Here is a 16613-nt window from a genome sequence, read left to right as displayed (position 1 = left end):
TTTTACGTGTTACGTATTTACATGTTATGTAACACAGTACGAAAACGTAGGAGGTCCCATGGCCAGAGGCGGAATCAACAAGGCTATCGTGCAAAAAGCACGTCAGGCACTGCTGGCCAAAGGAGTCAATCCCACCATTGACGCTGTGCGGGTTGAGCTCGGAAATACGGGCTCCAAGACCACGATCTCTCGGTACCTGAAAGAGCTTGAAGCTTCCAGCCCAGCGGTTGCTCCCGTATCACGGGAACGCCTAGGAGACGCGCTCAGCGGTATGGTGCAAACGCTGCTGGATCAGCTTATGGAGGAGGGCCAAGAAACCATCTCCGAGGCCACCGCGGCGTTTGCCTTGGAGCGCACTACTCTCGAGACCCACATTCTCGAACTCACATCCGCGCTGGCGAAGGTCGAGCGTAAGTCGGCCACCCAGCATGCTGCGCTGGAAGTGCAGAGTGCTGAAATCGCAACCGCCCAATCCTCGTTACAGGCTGAGTTGACACGAAACGCGGGGCTCAGCCAGCGCTGCAGCGACCTCGAGGCTCTAGTTGTAGAGAAGGACAAGCACATCCAGTCGCTGGAGGAAAAGCATGTTCAGGCACGTGGGGCCCTAGAGCATTATCGAGAGGCGGCGAAGGAGCAACGAGATCAGGATCACCGTAAGCATGAGTCTCAGTTGCATGAGATGCAGGTCGAGCAGCGAAAGCTGAGAGAAACGATTGCGGTGAAACAAGATGAGTCGACGCGGCTCAATCGTGATAACGAACGGTTGCTTGGGGAAGCCAGGCAGCAAGCCAAATCCTTACGTACTCAGGAAGCCCTGATTCAGTCGCTCAACATCCAGGTTGAGACATCGCGCCAAGGAGAGGCAAAAACTGCTGGCGTGGCTGAGCATCTAAACGGACAGCTCTCCGAGCTGCGTGAAGAGGTCAAAGCCCTGCACAAGGCGGCCACTGTCGCAGAACTGCAGGAGCGCGAAACCGCAGCGAGGATCACGTCACTGCAGAATGAGAACGAACAGCTGCGCCACGCTCAAGGTGTTGGGCCTGCCCCGAAAGATGGAAGCGAGCCCCCCCCATCTGCAAGGCAACGAAAACGCCAAATCCTCAAAACGACCTAGGAAATGAATCATGGATCAGATCACAGGCGATACTCGTAGTGTTCAGGAAGGCCCATTCAGCTTGAAGCACGCTCATCAGCGTCTTTCCTTGATGCTGACGGAGAGGCTTGATCACGCTACGCCGCCCCAGGCACTTATGGGCGGCGTCACCCATGTCCGAGCATCCTGCCGGGCTGACGAGAGAAAGTTTGCCCGTTCGTGAGCCGTCACGTAATCGCACTGCCCAAAGGGTAGTAGTACGGGGAATCGCTGCCTCCCTCCCTAGTACACCCAGCCCGTGGTAGGAAATTGCATCTGACTTGACCAAGCGTTTGCATCCCATTTGACCAGCGCATGGGTAAGCCTTGGCCGGCAGGTATCGACCTGAAGCTGCCCTTCAAGGAAGGGCAGTAGCCGCTTTTGATTTGAGCACCTCTAACATTTCGGTCAATACTGCACGGGACCGAAGTGCCCTCTATACCCGACCTGAGTGAGTACCAAACGATTAATGCATTGGATGCTTACCAGGTCGTTCTCCAGCGGACGTCCAAACAGGGCAAAATTTTTGATTGTGTATGCCTCCGCGTATTTTTCCCGATCAGGATGACAGCGCCGCAGTGACATACCATAGGCGGTTTCAAAAGGATGGCCGCCAGTGCGAATCAAACTAAAGAACGACGGGTAAACTATGCCGTCGAAGCCTGCTTCTTTGGCCGCTAATGCGATCGCTCTGGAAATTTCATAGGAGTGGGAACGTGCCAGGAAGAGCATATGGATAGCCATATCCAAGCTTTCGAATTCCGTCACGTCTTCTTCGAGAAGATGAGTAAGATCCAAAAGCCGTAAGTTTCGCTTAGGCTCCAGGGTAGCAACGTAGATGTCGTCATCTGTCGATGCTCGGCATTCATGGATGCAAACGTCGATGTCCTGCGATCCGTACATTATAGGAAAGCCTGGCGAGTCGAGTCGCCCCTTTCCTGCGAGTGCAGTAGGCGGGCTGTCGTACTCTGCTGGATCACTTGGACGCTGTGGGCAAATTCGTAGGCGATAAAATTTCTGACCCGCTTCAAGTGTCTTTTCTGGATATTCCTTCATTACGCGCTTGATGATGTTCGACCGCTTCAATTCGTCCTGAAGCTCCTTAAGTGGCTCGACTTCGCCAACCATCCAAAGGCGTGGGCCGTAGTGGAAGAAGCCAAGCTGAGCAGCCTCCTCAAGAAGCCTGATGTCATCTTTGAGCCAGATCGATGGCGATATATCGCTCCTCCCATAGTGATGCTCGTTGCACTGAATTACAGGCGCTGCACCGTAGTCGCAACGGACGGTAGTACCACCCACAAAAAAACGCCATGCAAGAGCTTCAATAAGCTCCTTCGTCAGCTTTCGGCCCTCTTCGCTGTGGCAGTTCGGACATTTCACATGCTCCTCGGTGCCGAGCTTGAATGCATCTATCCGCAGTCCTTCATCCGTGAAGCATTCAGAACAAAGGAGGGTTTGAGTCGTCTTCGCAGTTTCTTCTGCCATAGTCCTGCCGTGGGTACTTTTATGGGGTGGACCTCAAACTTTAGACCAAGCGGATCGCTCCGGTTTTGGGCTCAGTTGAGCCGGTTGCTGCGGTCCGCTTCTGGCCGGTAGCCGCCAATCTGAAGAGTCCCTCAATCGAGGTGGTTCAATTGAGTGTTTACACGCCGCTGCAAAAGGGTATGTTGAGAATCTCACCGGAGCGAGAGGACTGACGCCATGGATACAGAAGACAGGCTGCTTCAATGGAACGCTTCGTTTCAGATATCAGACGGTAAATTGGTCTGCCGGGGATGTTTGGCAGGACAGAGTTTGATGGATGCGGAGCAGGCGTTTCTACACACCGAGCACTGTCAGCACCGTCATCCGGAATCCGAGTCTCCCTGGATAGCGCTCCACGAAATATTGGATAGCTTCAGAGGCTAAGTGCTTTTCCTAGCACCTGACGTCTCAAGGACGGCGGCGGTTATCACTACCGTCCCTGGCTGGTCATACCTCTGTTTGCTCTGCCATCTCTAATGCATCGTCAACTTCAATGCCGAGGTACCTGACGGTGCTCTCCAGCTTGGTGTGCCCCAATAGTATCTGTACAGCCCTAATATTTTTGGTCCGACGATAAATCAACGAAGCCTTGGTCGGCCGCCTTGAGTGAGTCCCATATGACGCCGGATCAAGAGCGATGGACGCTACCCAAGATTTCACGATGCGCGAGTATTGGCGGGTCGATAAATGTGCAGAGGTGCTTTGGCGGCTAGGAAAGAGGAAGTCTTCACTCTTCAGCCGGGCTTGATTCAACCACGTTTCGAGGGCTGCTCGGGTTTGAGTCGTGATTTCAAACTGCACAGGGCGATGAGTTTTTTGTTGCATTACGATGGCACGCGAAGACACATGGGCTCCGTGCGCGACATCTCGAACTCGCAGCTTGGTCAAGTCGCATGCTCGTAGCTTGCTATCGATCGCCGGATCGAAGAGTGCGAGATCCCTGACCCTCGCAGCAAGCTCCAGCCTGATACGGATGCCCCAGATGTCTCGCAGGCGCAGTGGCGACTTCTGACCGACAAGCTTCCCCTTGTTTCATGGTGATCTATTTTCTCGTTGTACAGTTTTTTTTCATCGAAAAGCCTCCTATCTGTAGGAGGTTCAAGGATTACCGAGTCTGATCCTAGAAGATGTCGAATTGCGTAATCGAATTAGAAAATTTTGGACGCAGGGACTTCGTCACCCATGGATAGTCCTGCGCTAGGCACTTTCTGGTAGGGACTAGGTGGTATAATTCCGCCGGTTTAGCGATCAACCTCCGAGAAGTAACATGAACAGTGAATTGACCGAAGAAGAAATGCGTCAGGCGTTGTTCGGCAACGCTCCAATATCAGCGCCCGTGAGCCCTGCTCCCTCGAAAGGTGTCCAAACGGATGGCATTGCTGCGCCCGTATCGAAGGTTACAGAGAAGAGGACGTCCAAGACCCTTACCCCGAGGCTGAAGGTAACTTTGCGGGTGGGCAATGAGTTTGAAGGCAAGACGTTTGAGATCGTTCATGAGGCCGACACCCTGAGTACCCTACTGGCGGAACAGGAAGCCACAAAGGTAGCCAGGAAGAAATACCGTTACGTGGAAGTAGTATCGGTCAAGCCGATGTAACGCAGAGTGTTCGGCACTCGGGATGACAGGTTGTTTTTGACCAGAGCGGTCGCCTCGCATTGCCCTGGTATGATTAAATCCGGCCGAGAATCCCTGCATCCGCTAGCCCGCAGTCGTGCCGCCTTAGCGCTAGGTGAGGGATGATTGAAGGAAGACATGGACGTGCCGGAGAATGGATATTAAAGCCGACATCAGCGATGCCCCAGAACGAGTATTCCGAAGACATCCCAAACAGAACGTTTTCCGTACGTTTATCTGCCTGCTGATCGGAAGCCTAGCCACCGTAGGTGCCCTTCAGTTGATCGGCCGATCTTCAAGCGTCGACCCACCACACAAGCAAATGGAGAGTCCTGCCGAAAGAGATCAAGCCCTGACGCATGTAACGAGGCAGGGGCTCGACTCATCATGGCTTCGAGCGTCATCGGAAGTCCTTCTGCCGGATCATGCAGCAAAGCAAACGGTTTTCAATGATCAGAGCTTTCTAGCTAGAGGCGCTGACAATGTGGTCGCCTTCCGAGTTGGCTCCGGACTTATGCCAAGGTCAGAGGCTCCTAAGCAAGCAAAGCTGACGATCGTCCGGCAATCGCCAACTATGAGAGAACGTGTCTGCTGGCCTTACAGACGGGGAAGTATCGAATCCCGAAATTGCCGCGCGTCAGTCGGCCTGAAGCATCGCGACTAAAAGAGAAGACACAGCGAATCTGTAGTCCTTCCCGTCACCGACAGCTACCGACCCAAGGCGGACGTTCGCGGGATCGAGCAAGAAGCAGATCGCCCCGTGATGTCTCGACTCTGGATCCTGTTGTAGGGATCTCAGAGCCGAGTCCCCGTCATAGATTACAAAATCAAATCGGGGTGCCGAATGATCAGGCGGTTTTCGTCGAAACTACTGTTGCTGCCGTATTTTCTGAGCAGGGAGGAGTTCCGCCAGCGAACAGTGAGGTATTTGAAAGTGCCGCTTTGAAAGACATAGGCCTCGGCATGAAGCATCGCGACTAAATGAGAAGACACAACAAATCTGTGGTCCTTCCCGTCGCCGACAGCTACCGACCCAAAGGGGAGTTAAAAGCCCGCTGGTGCGAAGTCGGTTTGCCCGACACATCCGATCGCATTAGCCGCCGTTGAGAAGCTTGTTCATAACCGTCTCGCACTTTATCAGTTGGTCCAGCGCCACGAACTCATCCGGCTTGTGTGCCTGGCTTATAGAACCTGGTCCGAGGACCACTGTAGGGATACCCGCTTGTGAATAAAGCCCGGCTTCGGTCCCAAAGCTGACGAAGCTCTGGTCAGGCGTCCCGAGTGCTTTTTTGATTTGGCTAACAAAAGGCTGATTCTCATGCGTTAGCAAGCCAGGGTAGCTGCTGCGCATATTGAAACGCACCTTCGCTTGATCAAAACCCGGTGCGCGCTCATCCAATATGCGGTTCGATTGATCATCAAGATGCATGAGCAATGATGTCGGGTCTTCGCTTGGCAAGTGACGCATCTCAAATTCGAACGCACACGCCCCAGGCACAATGTTCAGTGCTGTACCGCCGTGTACAGTCCCGGTGTGAATCGTGGTGTAGGGTGGGTCGAACCGGTTATCGCCCTCACGTGTACGTTGGAGTTTGGCCTGCAGGCTCAACGTATGTATCAGTTCGGCGGCGATTTCGACGGCGTTGACGCCATGCGCAGGCATTGATGAGTGGCACTCGCAGCCGCGCACATCGACCTGGTAACTGGTTTTCCCTTTGTGCCCGAGAATCAGCTGCATGGAAGTGGGTTCTCCCACGATGCAGCCTTTCGGAAGGGCGGGCAGGTTGGAGATCAGCGGTACAAGTCGTCGAGCCCCCACGCAGCCGATTTCCTCGTCATAGGAAAAGGCCAAGTGCGTAGTCTGCTGATCGGCCAAGCGCACCCAGTCGGGCACCATCTTGAGCAGCACGGCTAGAAACCCTTTCATGTCACACGTGCCGCGACCGTACGCTTTTCCCTCGCGAATGGACAACTGAAACGGATCTGAAGCCCACGATTGCCCGGTGACGGGAACTACATCGGTGTGCCCGGAAAACAGCATTCCCGGACGCTCCGGATCGCCAATGGTAGCCAGTAGGTTGGCCTTGCGTTTATCGTCATCGAAGCTCTTCTGGCAAGTGAACCCCCACGATTGCAGATAGGTTTCAATTTCCTCGATCAGCAGCAGGTTCGATTTGCTCGATGTGGTGTCATGGGCCACCAGTCGGCTGAGCCACTGGAGTACGCTCCAACTTTCTCTCACAGTTTCATCCCTTACCAAATTTTGATGCAGTGTATGGGGCCGGACATAAAGACCGATGATTGCTCACAGCCATTCCGTCAGGTTGCTCGTCACCCGGCGGATTTGATGTATTTGGTTTCCAGAAAAGCTTCTATGCCTTCTTTGGAGCCTTCACGTCCTAGACCAGAGCATTTCATTCCTCCGAACGGCATGCTTGCATCAGAAACCAAGCCGGTATTGAGGCCGACCATTCCGACGTCCAGATCATCTGCAATTGCCGTCATCTGGGAGGTCTGCTTGCCAATCAAGTAGGCAATCAGCCCCGTGTCCTCGCTATTTAGGGCCGCCACCAGCGAAGCGAGGTCTGTAAAGGAGCAAACCGACGCCACTGGGCCAAATACTTCCTCGTTGTATATCCGCATGCTCGGGCTTACATCGCAAACGACGGCAGGATGGACGAAAGCAGTCCCGGTCTCGTGTCCCCCACACATCAACACCGCACCGGCTCGTACGGCATCGTCGATTAGCTCGTGGATCCGAAGGGCTGCCGACTCGTTGATCACGGGACCGATATCTGTCCCCGATAAACCGTGTCCTACCGTTAATGCCTCAACTCGACCGACCAGTTGCGTCAGGAACGCGTCATATATCGATGAGTGAATGAAAAAACGATTCGCCGCAACGCATGACTGACCTCCGGCGCGAAATTTGGCGACCATGGCGCAATCGATCGCCAGCTCTAGATCAGCATCGTGCATAACAATGAACGGTGCATTGCCTCCGGTTTCGAGCGAGACACGCTTCATCGTCGCCGCGGATTCGGCTAGCAAGTGGCGGCCAATGGGTGTTGAGCCGGTGAATGAAATTTTCTGCACGCGGGGCGATTGCGTGAATGCGTTACCAATCTGCGCGGGGTCGCCCGTGATGACATTGAATACACCGGGGTCGATACCTGCATCCAATGCGAGCTTGGCCAACGCCAACGCGGAAAATGGCGTCGCTTCCGCAGGCTTCAATACCACGGAGCATCCTGCGGCGATGGCCGGCGCTACTTTTCGGGTGACCATCGAGCATGGGGCATTCCACGGTGTAATCGCCGCGACTACGCCGACAGGCACTTTACTGACTACCAGTCGGCTTGAGCCGTCCAGAGACGGTGCAATACGACCATAAACGCGTTCTGCCTCTTCGCTGAACCATCTGACGAAAGACGCCGCGTATTCAATTTCCGCCAACGCTTCGACGGTCGGTTTCCCTTGCTCAAGGGACAGTATCAAAGCGAGGTCGTCTTTTCGAGCGAGGATCAGGTCGTGCCATCTACGTAGCGCATTCGCGCGAATTCTGGCCGGTTTTCGGCTCCACCGATGGAATGCATCTCGGGCGACGTCCAGGCAACGTTCGGTATCGACAGGCCGTATCTTGGGGATGCGGCCGATTCGGGCACCCGTGGCAGGGTCAGTGACCTCGATATGCCCATTGTCGAAATCCGGGATCCAGTCGGGACCAATCAGATTCGATTGCCGAAACAAATCATCTGCTGCAAGCGAGGGGTAGCGGTCAATGATCATTTTCGCCTCATGATGCGTATCAATAAGATTGATTTTATTTGACAGTGGTTCAAAGCGGGTGTCAATATCGATTTGAGATAGATCAATGATTGCGTGCTGACTGATTGATTCACTATCGCGGTGGCCGGAAGATGTGATCGCGTGCGGAGTCCTCACCGCCGCACTCGGAGAGAGATGAACAGACAAACGTAACGGAGACAAAAGATGCAGACTGATGCACCTCTCAATGGCTTAATCATTCGACGCGCCATCGCCGATGATGGCGATTCGGTAAAGACCATCGTAGATGCGGCTTACAGCATGTACATTGAGCGCCTGGGCATGCTTCCTAATGCCATGCGGTCGGACTATGGCGCACTGGCGGAAAGCGGCAATCTTTACGTGCTGTGCGATGAGCAGACGATACTAGGTGCGGTCTTACTGACCCAGAAGGATGACTCGATCATGGTGAGTAATCTCGTGGTTCATCCGGATGATCAAGGTAAAGGCTATGGGCGCGAGCTTATGTTGTTTGCCGAGTCGCTTGCCCATGAATTGCGCCTTGGCGCGATCACGCTGTTCACCAACGAATTGATGCATGAAAACATCCGGCTTTATTCGAAAACCGGATTCATTGAAACGCACAGGAAAACGGAGGGAGATTTCAATAGGGTTTATTTTCGTAAATCGCTGAACTCACCAACGTTCGCCTTTTCGGAAGCGCCGAGAAATTAGGTATCAGGCTATCGAGCGCATCCACCCGCTCGTCAAAAAATAATAATACGTACCGTCAAATCTTTACTGCCACTCAACAATCTTCGGTTCCCACCGCCGTGGAAACCTATAACAAATGGGTATGGCTGAACTCGACCCTGCACATCTGTGCACGCGGGCGGATCGGCATAGTAAACGATAACTCGCGGGAGTCGGATTAATGGAACTGGAAGCGCGTGAAACTGCTTCGCTCAAAGCAGTCGGTTGGTCGCGGCACGATACGCTATGGGTGCTGGGAATTTACGGCTGCGCGGTCGGCGGAGGCTCATTATTCTGGCCGCTAAGTTTGGGGCTTCAAGGCTTCTGGCCCATGTTAATTCTTTCGCTGTTGGCGTTTCCGATCACGTACTTTCCTTATCGGGCGCTTGGGCAGTATGTGTTATCGGGTTCGAATAAAAGCGGTCATGATGGCAACCTGCTGGACACAACGATAGAACACTTCGGAGTTAACTGGGGCAAGGCCCTGACTACGATCTACTTTCTGACGGTGTTCCCGGGGATGATGATTTACACCATCATCATCACCAACACGATTATCGATTTTCTTAACAGTCAGCTTCATGTGGGGTCTGTGTCACGGTGGATCGTTGCTCCTGTCAGTATCTTTCTGATGATGGTGGTCGTGCGGTATGGCACTACGGCGGTGGTGAAAGCGATGGGCTATATCGTCGTTCCTTTCATTACCTTGATCCTCATCGTGTCAGTAGTTGCCGCTCCCCATTGGAACAGTGCCATGCTTCAGACCATCGAGACGTCTAATGATCTTGGGGGCATCCTCCTGAGCAGTTGGAAAGGCATCCCTCTCACGGTATTCGCGTTCAGCTTCACGTCCATTCTGTCGCAGTTTGTTGTAGCACAGAAGCGTCGCTATGGCAGGGCGGCGGCAACAAAAGTATCCAGTATCATGATGATTTCGACTGTCATGGTGGTTTCGACTGTCATGCTGTTTTCTTGGAGCTGCATATTCGCGCTATCCCCGGCAGAATTAGCTGAGGCGAAGGCAGATAATTTGACCGTTCTATCGTTTCTCTCTAGAAAATTCAGTGTTCCGGCGCTCGCCTATGCATCACAGTTAGTTGTGTTCACTGCAGTAGTGAAAGCGTTTTTGGCCCACTATATAGCGACTGAAGAAAGCGCTCGTGCGTTTGGACGCGCATTTTTTAACATGCCGGAGAGCACACTAAAAGGCACCGCCTTTTCCTGGCTGGTGGTGATCTCGGTATTCATAATTACGACTGTTTCGGCGATTGCCAATCTTGATGTCGTTAACTTGATCACTATGATATTCGTGCCGCTGAATGTTTTCGTCGTCTATTTCATCCCACTCTACGCGTTCCATCGTATAGACTCGCTTAAGCAATATCGTTGGCAACCTTCTAATGTGTTGGTGACGGCGGTCGGTTTAGCCTGTCTGATCAACTCCCTTCACAGTATTGTTCAAAAATTCCTGCCTTAATCTCGAGGTATTGCAATGAGGCGGCGGGAGAGTCGGTGCAATAATCACTCCCCGCGATCGCTTCGGCTGACGGAAACGGCCCGTCGACTTCAAATTAGGCCATTGAACGCGGGCCTCATTCCGCCCAATAGCACAGCTCGCAAACGGGTCATCGCGATTTCCAGAACTTTCAAGTTGCGGGCAGCGCCTAGGCACAATCTCACGCCTCCTGGATCTCCGGTGCCGACTCTTATGCCTTCGGTTGGCGTGATGATGACGCCTGCTTCTCGGGCGGATGATATGAATCGTTCGGTTTCCCATCCCTCAGGTAGCTTCAACCACAGGTGGTAGCAATGCGCCGGCTCGCCGGTCATCCAGGCGCTCAATACAGAATGGGTGAGGGCTTGTCGCTGATACGCTTCATCGCGATTTTGTTCAGCCAGCGCTTTTGCCGTGCCATCCAGTATCAAGGTCGCGCCTACGTCCATCATCAGCGGCGCGGCAGTCCAGCCAGTGGCCCGCATCAGTGCGGTCACGTCTGCAAGCTTATGCATGGGAGGGATCAGAAACCCGATTCGCAGGCTGGGGATCACGGCTTTCGACATACTCGTCAGATAGAACGTGCGGTCAGGTGCAAGATTGCGCAACGGGTCGATGTTAGGCGAGCCCACGACGCCGTAAATATCATCTTCGAGGATGTATAGACCCAATCGTTGTGCCACTTTGGCAATATTCAGGCGCCGGTCGGGGGGCATGGTGTGGCCCGTTGGATTGTGTAGGGTTGGCATGAGATACACCGCTTTGCCCGGCTGATCGGCAAATGCACGTTCCAGTTTATCGGGCAACATTCCATAGTCGTCCCCTTCAACTGCGCAGATTTCCAGTCCCATGTAGCTTGCCAGCGAAAGTATCCCTGGATAGGTCAGCGTATCCGTATAAAGGACGTCACCGCGGGTTGCCACGGATGACAGAGCAACCGCCATGGCATGTTGGGCACCATTGGTCAGCACGACTTCGTCCCCAGCCACGTTCAGACCATGGTGACCCAGCCACATGACAGCTGCTTCCCGATGTTCAGCATGAACGAAGTAGGGAAGGTAGCGACTATGCATCTCTAGGTCATTTTGCCGGGAGAGATTTGCAAACGCGTCTGCCAACACGATGTTGTGCGAAAGCATTGGCGGCGTATTGATGCTTAAATCGATAATCGTGGGGGAGTATTGATCGACATCCACTTGCGTTGCAGTCTCCTCTGAAGGAGCGCGACGGGGCTGGGAAAGGTCCCGGATGAAAGTTCCTCGCCCGACTTCCCCATCGACCAGCCCACGACGTTTAGCCTCCGCGTAGGCTTTGTTCACAGTGCCTGGGCTCACACCTAAAATGTGAGCCAGGTCACGATAAGGCGGCAATTTGGTCCCTGGTTCAAGTAACCCTGAACGAATATCCCGTTCTAGCTGGTTTGTCAGTGAGATGAATTTGGCTTCTCCATCGTTTTGGATGACCGGATTCCAGCTTTGCATCGATGACCACCGTCCGTCGGAATAAACTTAGCGGCTAGCATATCAATGTTTCATCGCTATGTATCAATCCGCAGCAGACGCGCAGCATCAAAACGCTTCCTTGCCCAAGCAGAGCTCATGCACTGAAGCGTATTAGGAAACTGTTGGTTTAGCGAGCGCGCTTAAGAATTGATCATTTGATTGACACTGTATCAAGACTGAATGATACTGGATTGATCACTTATCTCAACTTCGCGTTAGACAGATTGACTCATGGAGGCGCAGATGACCAAGGTCAAAAACGTATTGTTCATCATGGCAGACCAACTGCGAGCTGATTATCTGGGCTGTTATGGTCACCCGACGCTCCGCACGCCGAATATTGACGACTTGGCATCGCGAGGCATGAAGTTTACTCGCGCCTATGTCCAGTCGCCCGTGTGTGGTCCCTCGCGGATGTCCTACTATACCGGACGCTATGTCAGCAGCCACGGTGCCACCTGGAACAACATCCCACTCTCAGTCGGTGAGTGGACATTGGGTGACTATGCACGTCCACACGGAATCAGAGTTGCGCTGGTGGGTAAAACGCATATGCGTGTCGACCGGGAAGGCATGCAACGGCTACGTGTCGACGAACAATCCGACGCTGGCCGGTTTGTCGCTCAATGTGGTTTTGAGCCGTATGCCCGCGACGATGGTCTGCACCCCGATTTCCTGTATGACGCCGATGCTGCTTATGAGACTTATCTGCGAGAGCAAAGGTACGAAGGGGGCAATCTATGGCAGGAGTGGGCAAACTCCGGGGTCGACGCTCAAGGCAACTTGCTTTCCGGCTGGCATATGCGCAATGCAGGCACGGCAGCGCGGATTCCTGATAAGCACAGTGAGACAGCCTGGACCACCGATGAGGCGATGAGGTTCATCGAGGAGCAAGGGGAAGAACCCTGGATTCTGCACTTGAGCTATATCAAGCCTCACTGGCCGTATATCGTGTCGCAACCGTATCACCAGATGTACTCGATGGAAGAATGCATTCCGGTTGTCAGAAGCAGCGCGGAGGTGACTGATGGGCACCCGGTCTTTCAGGCGTTTATGCAGCACGCCGAAAGTCAAGTGTTCTCAAAAGATCATGTCAGGGAAACCGTCATACCTACTTATATGGGGTTGATCGCACAGCTCGACGATCACATAGGTAGGCTCATGCGTTATCTCAAGCAGAAGGGCAGGCTGGCCGATACGATGATCGTATTCACCAGCGACCACGGTGACTATCTGGGTGACCACTGGCTTGGTGAGAAGGAGCTGTTTCACGAGCCGTCGGTTCGGGTGCCCTTGATCGTGGTCGACCCTTCGGCCAGTGCCGATTCGACCCGTGGCGCGGAATGTCATACGCCGGTTGAAGCCATCGATCTGGTCCCCACGTTTCTCGATGCCGTGGGTGCGCCTGTTCCTTATCATCGGCTTGAAGGACGTTCGCTTTTGCCGTTGTTGCAAGGGCAGGGCGCATTGAGCGGCGAAAAGGACTATGTGATCAGCGAGCTTGATTACAGTTTTAGGAAAGCGCGTCTGGATCTCGAACTAGGCCCCAGCGAAGCTCGTGCCTATATGGTCGCGACGGCGAGGTGGAAGTGCATTTTCTTCGAGCGGTTCCGGCCGCAGTTGTTTGACCTAACCAATGATCCTTCTGAATTAAAGGATTTGGGAGGCGACGACTCGTATGCTCATGTCATCGAAGAAATGGCGGATAAGTTGGCCCGGTGGAGTCGCCAGCGTAAAACGAGGGTCACCACCACCGATGCGGATGTGGAAAGGCTGTCGTCTTTTGCCAGCAAACGGTTGATCGGTCTTTGGTGACGCGCAGTTGACCGATTCCATGGGTCACCAGGTAAAGCCACTTGGCTGCGGCTTTCGGTCTGCTGCAGCGAATGATTGAAGGGGGCAAATGCTTTGCCCTCAGCAATTGGCCTAACTTACTTCGATACACACTGACTACTTGCGGCCTATCATCTCCATGGTTTTTAATTCTTCTCATCCCCCTGCTGATGACCCCTTGGCGAGCTCTCAACGCAGGCAACCTCGTCCTTACATCGTAAGTCTGCTCCGTGGAGGCCGCGAACCTGATCCGCGATTCACCCTAGCCAACGAACGGACGTTTTTAGCATGGATTCGTACCGCGTTGGCGCTACAGGCGGCCGGCATCGCGGTGCAAGCGCTTGCCCCCGGCATCTTCTTGCCAGAAGTATGCAAGCTTCTGTCTATCGCCTTGATGGCGTTTGGGCTAGTTATCAGCGCCAGTGCTTGTCTGCGCTGGTTCAATGTAGAACGCGCAATGCGCTTGGACCAGCCGCTTCCATTGCCGTTCCTGGTGCCGCTCTTGTCGATCGGCGCTGCGATAGTGGCAGCCGCGTTGACAGCATTTACGTTCATGCACCAGGCATGAGTCCCATCGCCCCGATGCACCACGACATAGGCCTTCAGCCTGAGCGCACTTTGTTGGCGTGGCGGCGGACCCTGCTTTCACTGCTGGCCGCCAGCGCGTTATTCCTACGCTGGGTCCCTCACCATGGGCCGTTTGCTTTTGCCATGACCAGTCTGGCATCTCTGGCCGCCTTGGGCATCTGGCTAGGGCAATTGCGGCGTTATCACAGGCATGCACAGGGCATCAACTACAACCGCCTGTCTCCAGCGGTAGGCGAGGTATTGGCATTGGGCCTTATTTGCGTAGCGTTGGGGTGTGGAGGCATCTGCGTGGCGCTGAAGCTTTGAGGGGCGCAAGTGTAAGAGGTCGCCATAAGTTCACGACCCACTGGGCTGTAATGCGTTAGCGCATGGTATTTCCTTGTAGTGATCAACTGATACCGGACACGACGTTAAGTTTTTTTTGGGCTTCAGATGGGGACAGCCCTCCGTTCAATTGGTGCGGTCGAATCCAGTTGTAGCGATGCATCAGATAATGACTGATGTCCCGCTGCGATTCCTGGCTGTCACATAGCCCATGGTTGGTATCCATTCGGTTTTCAAACTGCGGAACATACGCTGCATCGGCGTATTGTTTTAACAGTTTCCACGGAGACTCATGCTCTGGCGCATTCGGTAACGCCAGAGACGCTGGCGAAACTGGCGGCTGCCACATTGCGACCCCTGATCCGAGTGGTAAAGCAGTACTTGAGGTCTGCCTCGCTGTTCATAAGCCATGTCCAACGCCTTGGTCACCAGGTCAGCGTCTGGTTTGTTCGACAGCGCCCAACCCACAATTCGGCGCGCGTAGAGGTCCAGAACGACAGCCAGGTAATACCATTTTCCTTGAGCCCAAATGTAGGTGATATCGCCACACCAAATCTGATTGGAGGCCGGCACATCACCCCCCGATTCAAGATGTTCGAAATATCAGGTCGCTCGACGGTCGCGTGTTTGTAAGCATGCGAGCCAGGTTGCTTGCTGACTAACTCAAGTTCCCACATCAGACTACGCACTTTGAGCCGCCCGATTTGCTCGCCGTCTCCCTGCATCACTAACACGATGCTGCGGCTACAGGTGGTGCTTCGACTTTGCGTTAACAGTTTGTTGACCCGACTGCGCAATCGAAGCCGCTCAACGTCTGGAGTTTGGTGCCTGAGGCGGGGGCGTAATAACACGGGTGAGTGATTTCAAAGACCGCACAAAGCCAGTCGACCGGCTCAAGGGCGCTTAACTGATCAATCAGCGCGTGCGCTCGTGCTCTTCCGACATCAAGCGCGGTAGCCTTTTCAAAATGGATTTTCCCGCTCAAGACGAGCAATCCGGGCTTCCGACTCTTGGATCTTTCGCTGTTCGGGCGTCAACGCTTTTGTCTGCGGAGCAACACCGCTGCGCTCCTGCTGGAGTTGGTTGACCCAGCGACGTACCGCGGACTCGACCACCCCGAGTGACCGGCAGGCCTCGATATGGCTATAGCCTTGATCAAGCACGAGAGCCGCGGCCTCGCGTTTGAATTCAGCAGAAAAGGAACGACGTTGTTTGGTCATCAAACACCTCTATCTGGCGAGCATTCTCGCCTAAATGGGTGTGTGGTTTCAGTAGACCACTACACGCTCGGCTCGACGCACTGGAAAGCCGCGCGGCCATCGACACCCGTATTTGGGCTAATGCAAATGCCGTCGATCAATTGGATCGAGCGCTTCTGCAGAGCATTTGGCACGCTGATTCGACCCTGGATGTGACGTGTCTCGGGAACGCCTCGAGTCGTGACGAAATTTTGCTGATGGCTGAAGACAGTGGGAAGGAATAATCACCGGTGAAATCAACAGCGCCAATATGCTTTCAGAAAAAAGACTAAGCAACATCGGGCTGGAAAGTTGTAGCACCGGTGCAGTCGCAAAGTGTGCGCGTCCGATACGAGCCTCAAGGATTGAATCCTGATCCACTTGACAATACACGCGTGCTTGGGTGGATGACCTGAATCAATCTGGTGAGGGTATTCTCCCGCCTCCAACTATCGATGGACGTCGGATGGTTCGCATCTCTATCGGAGCACTAGAGGCTGAACCCAAAGACACTGTCGCGATCTCGGAGGCAATGCACCGCTATACGCAATCGCAATTGAAGAGGTTTCACGGTGAAGAGGCCTAACGGCTGATGTGAGAGGAAAGCTCATAAGGAGGGGCATCGCATCTTCTTATAGGTAACTCGCGCGATCTTTTGCCTGGCTTCCTGCGCTATATGGCAGATTATGACAATTCAAAAAGATGGCCTGCCCATCCTCAGAGTGATGTCAACCTGTTGACCTCTTACAAAATTGAACAGGGGCGGTTCAGGAATGTCAGTATCGCTCCCAGATTCGCCGTTACAGAATGTTTCAGCTTAAAGCTGTGCTGCGAGCAGCGC

Annotated in this window: 11 protein-coding genes and 3 pseudogenes; 7 read left to right on the top strand and 7 right to left on the bottom strand. The window is 53.8% G+C overall.

The window, feature by feature from the left end; genetic code table 11:
- Window positions 1–58 precede the first annotated feature (58 nt).
- Window positions 59–1114: a DNA-binding protein gene (locus DBP26_RS05250; protein WP_108236631.1), complete on the top strand. Its 1056-nt coding sequence runs from the start codon at window positions 59–61 to the stop codon at window positions 1112–1114.
- 426 nt (window positions 1115–1540) lie between these two features.
- Here DBP26_RS05250 and DBP26_RS05240 read toward each other — a convergent pair whose 3' ends face one another.
- A complete protein-coding gene (locus DBP26_RS05240; protein ID WP_108236633.1) occupies window positions 1541–2617 on the bottom strand; it encodes an RES family NAD+ phosphorylase in 1077 nt (358 codons plus the stop codon).
- A 486-nt stretch (window positions 2618–3103) separates the two neighbouring features.
- A pseudogene (locus DBP26_RS05230) lies at window positions 3104–3688 on the bottom strand (tyrosine-type recombinase/integrase); the annotation flags it as partial.
- 235 nt (window positions 3689–3923) lie between these two features.
- Between DBP26_RS05230 and DBP26_RS05225 the strand changes: the two are divergent.
- Window positions 3924–4253, top strand: coding sequence for a hypothetical protein (locus DBP26_RS05225; protein WP_108236636.1), 330 nt, complete (start codon window positions 3924–3926; stop codon window positions 4251–4253).
- An 837-nt stretch (window positions 4254–5090) separates the two neighbouring features.
- On the opposite strand, the pseudogene DBP26_RS05220 reads toward DBP26_RS05225, so the two are convergent.
- From DBP26_RS05220 to DBP26_RS05210, 3 genes and pseudogenes are all read right to left on the bottom strand, one after another.
- A pseudogene (locus DBP26_RS05220) lies at window positions 5091–5228 on the bottom strand (OprD family outer membrane porin); the annotation flags it as partial.
- Between the two features lie 136 nt (window positions 5229–5364).
- Window positions 5365–6513: an acetylornithine deacetylase gene (gene argE, locus DBP26_RS05215; RefSeq protein WP_158541400.1), complete on the bottom strand. Its 1149-nt coding sequence runs from the start codon at window positions 6511–6513 to the stop codon at window positions 5365–5367.
- 89 nt (window positions 6514–6602) lie between these two features.
- Complete coding sequence (locus DBP26_RS05210; protein WP_108236639.1) at window positions 6603–8060, bottom strand: NAD-dependent succinate-semialdehyde dehydrogenase; 1458 nt, start codon at window positions 8058–8060, stop codon at window positions 6603–6605.
- Between the two features lie 204 nt (window positions 8061–8264).
- Here DBP26_RS05210 and DBP26_RS05205 point away from each other — a divergent pair, with 204 nt between their 5' ends.
- Window positions 8265–8774, top strand: coding sequence for a GNAT family N-acetyltransferase (locus DBP26_RS05205; protein ID WP_108236640.1), 510 nt, complete (start codon window positions 8265–8267; stop codon window positions 8772–8774).
- Window positions 8775–8973: 199 nt separating this feature from the next.
- Window positions 8974–10269, top strand: a complete 1296-nt coding sequence (locus DBP26_RS05200; protein WP_218565096.1) for a hypothetical protein — start codon at window positions 8974–8976, stop codon at window positions 10267–10269.
- 89 nt (window positions 10270–10358) lie between these two features.
- Here DBP26_RS05200 and DBP26_RS05195 read toward each other — a convergent pair whose 3' ends face one another.
- Window positions 10359–11768, bottom strand: coding sequence for a PLP-dependent aminotransferase family protein (locus DBP26_RS05195; protein ID WP_108236641.1), 1410 nt, complete (start codon window positions 11766–11768; stop codon window positions 10359–10361).
- A gap of 264 nt (window positions 11769–12032) precedes the next feature.
- Between DBP26_RS05195 and DBP26_RS05190 the strand changes: the two genes are divergently transcribed.
- From DBP26_RS05190 to DBP26_RS05180, 3 genes are all read left to right on the top strand, one after another.
- Window positions 12033–13604: a sulfatase-like hydrolase/transferase gene (locus DBP26_RS05190; RefSeq protein WP_108236642.1), complete on the top strand. Its 1572-nt coding sequence runs from the start codon at window positions 12033–12035 to the stop codon at window positions 13602–13604.
- 157 nt (window positions 13605–13761) lie between these two features.
- Window positions 13762–14190 (top strand): DUF202 domain-containing protein, encoded by a 429-nt coding sequence (locus DBP26_RS05185; protein ID WP_108236643.1) that lies wholly within the window; start codon window positions 13762–13764, stop codon window positions 14188–14190.
- The gene (locus DBP26_RS05180) at window positions 14187–14516 is read left to right on the top strand and encodes a DUF202 domain-containing protein (RefSeq protein ID WP_108236644.1); all 330 of its coding nucleotides are present in this window, start codon (window positions 14187–14189) and stop codon (window positions 14514–14516) included. The genes DBP26_RS05185 and DBP26_RS05180 overlap by 4 nt, the downstream gene beginning before the upstream one ends.
- Window positions 14517–14598: 82 nt before the next feature.
- On the opposite strand, the pseudogene DBP26_RS05175 reads toward DBP26_RS05180, so the two are convergent.
- A pseudogene (locus tag DBP26_RS05175) lies at window positions 14599–15754 on the bottom strand (IS3 family transposase).
- Window positions 15755–16613 lie beyond the last annotated feature (859 nt).

This window comes from Pseudomonas sp. RIT409 (assembly GCF_003052515.2).
In the GTDB taxonomy this organism is placed as follows: Bacteria; Pseudomonadota; Gammaproteobacteria; order Pseudomonadales; family Pseudomonadaceae; genus Aquipseudomonas.
This window is presented reverse-complemented; position numbering and strand designations above follow the sequence as displayed.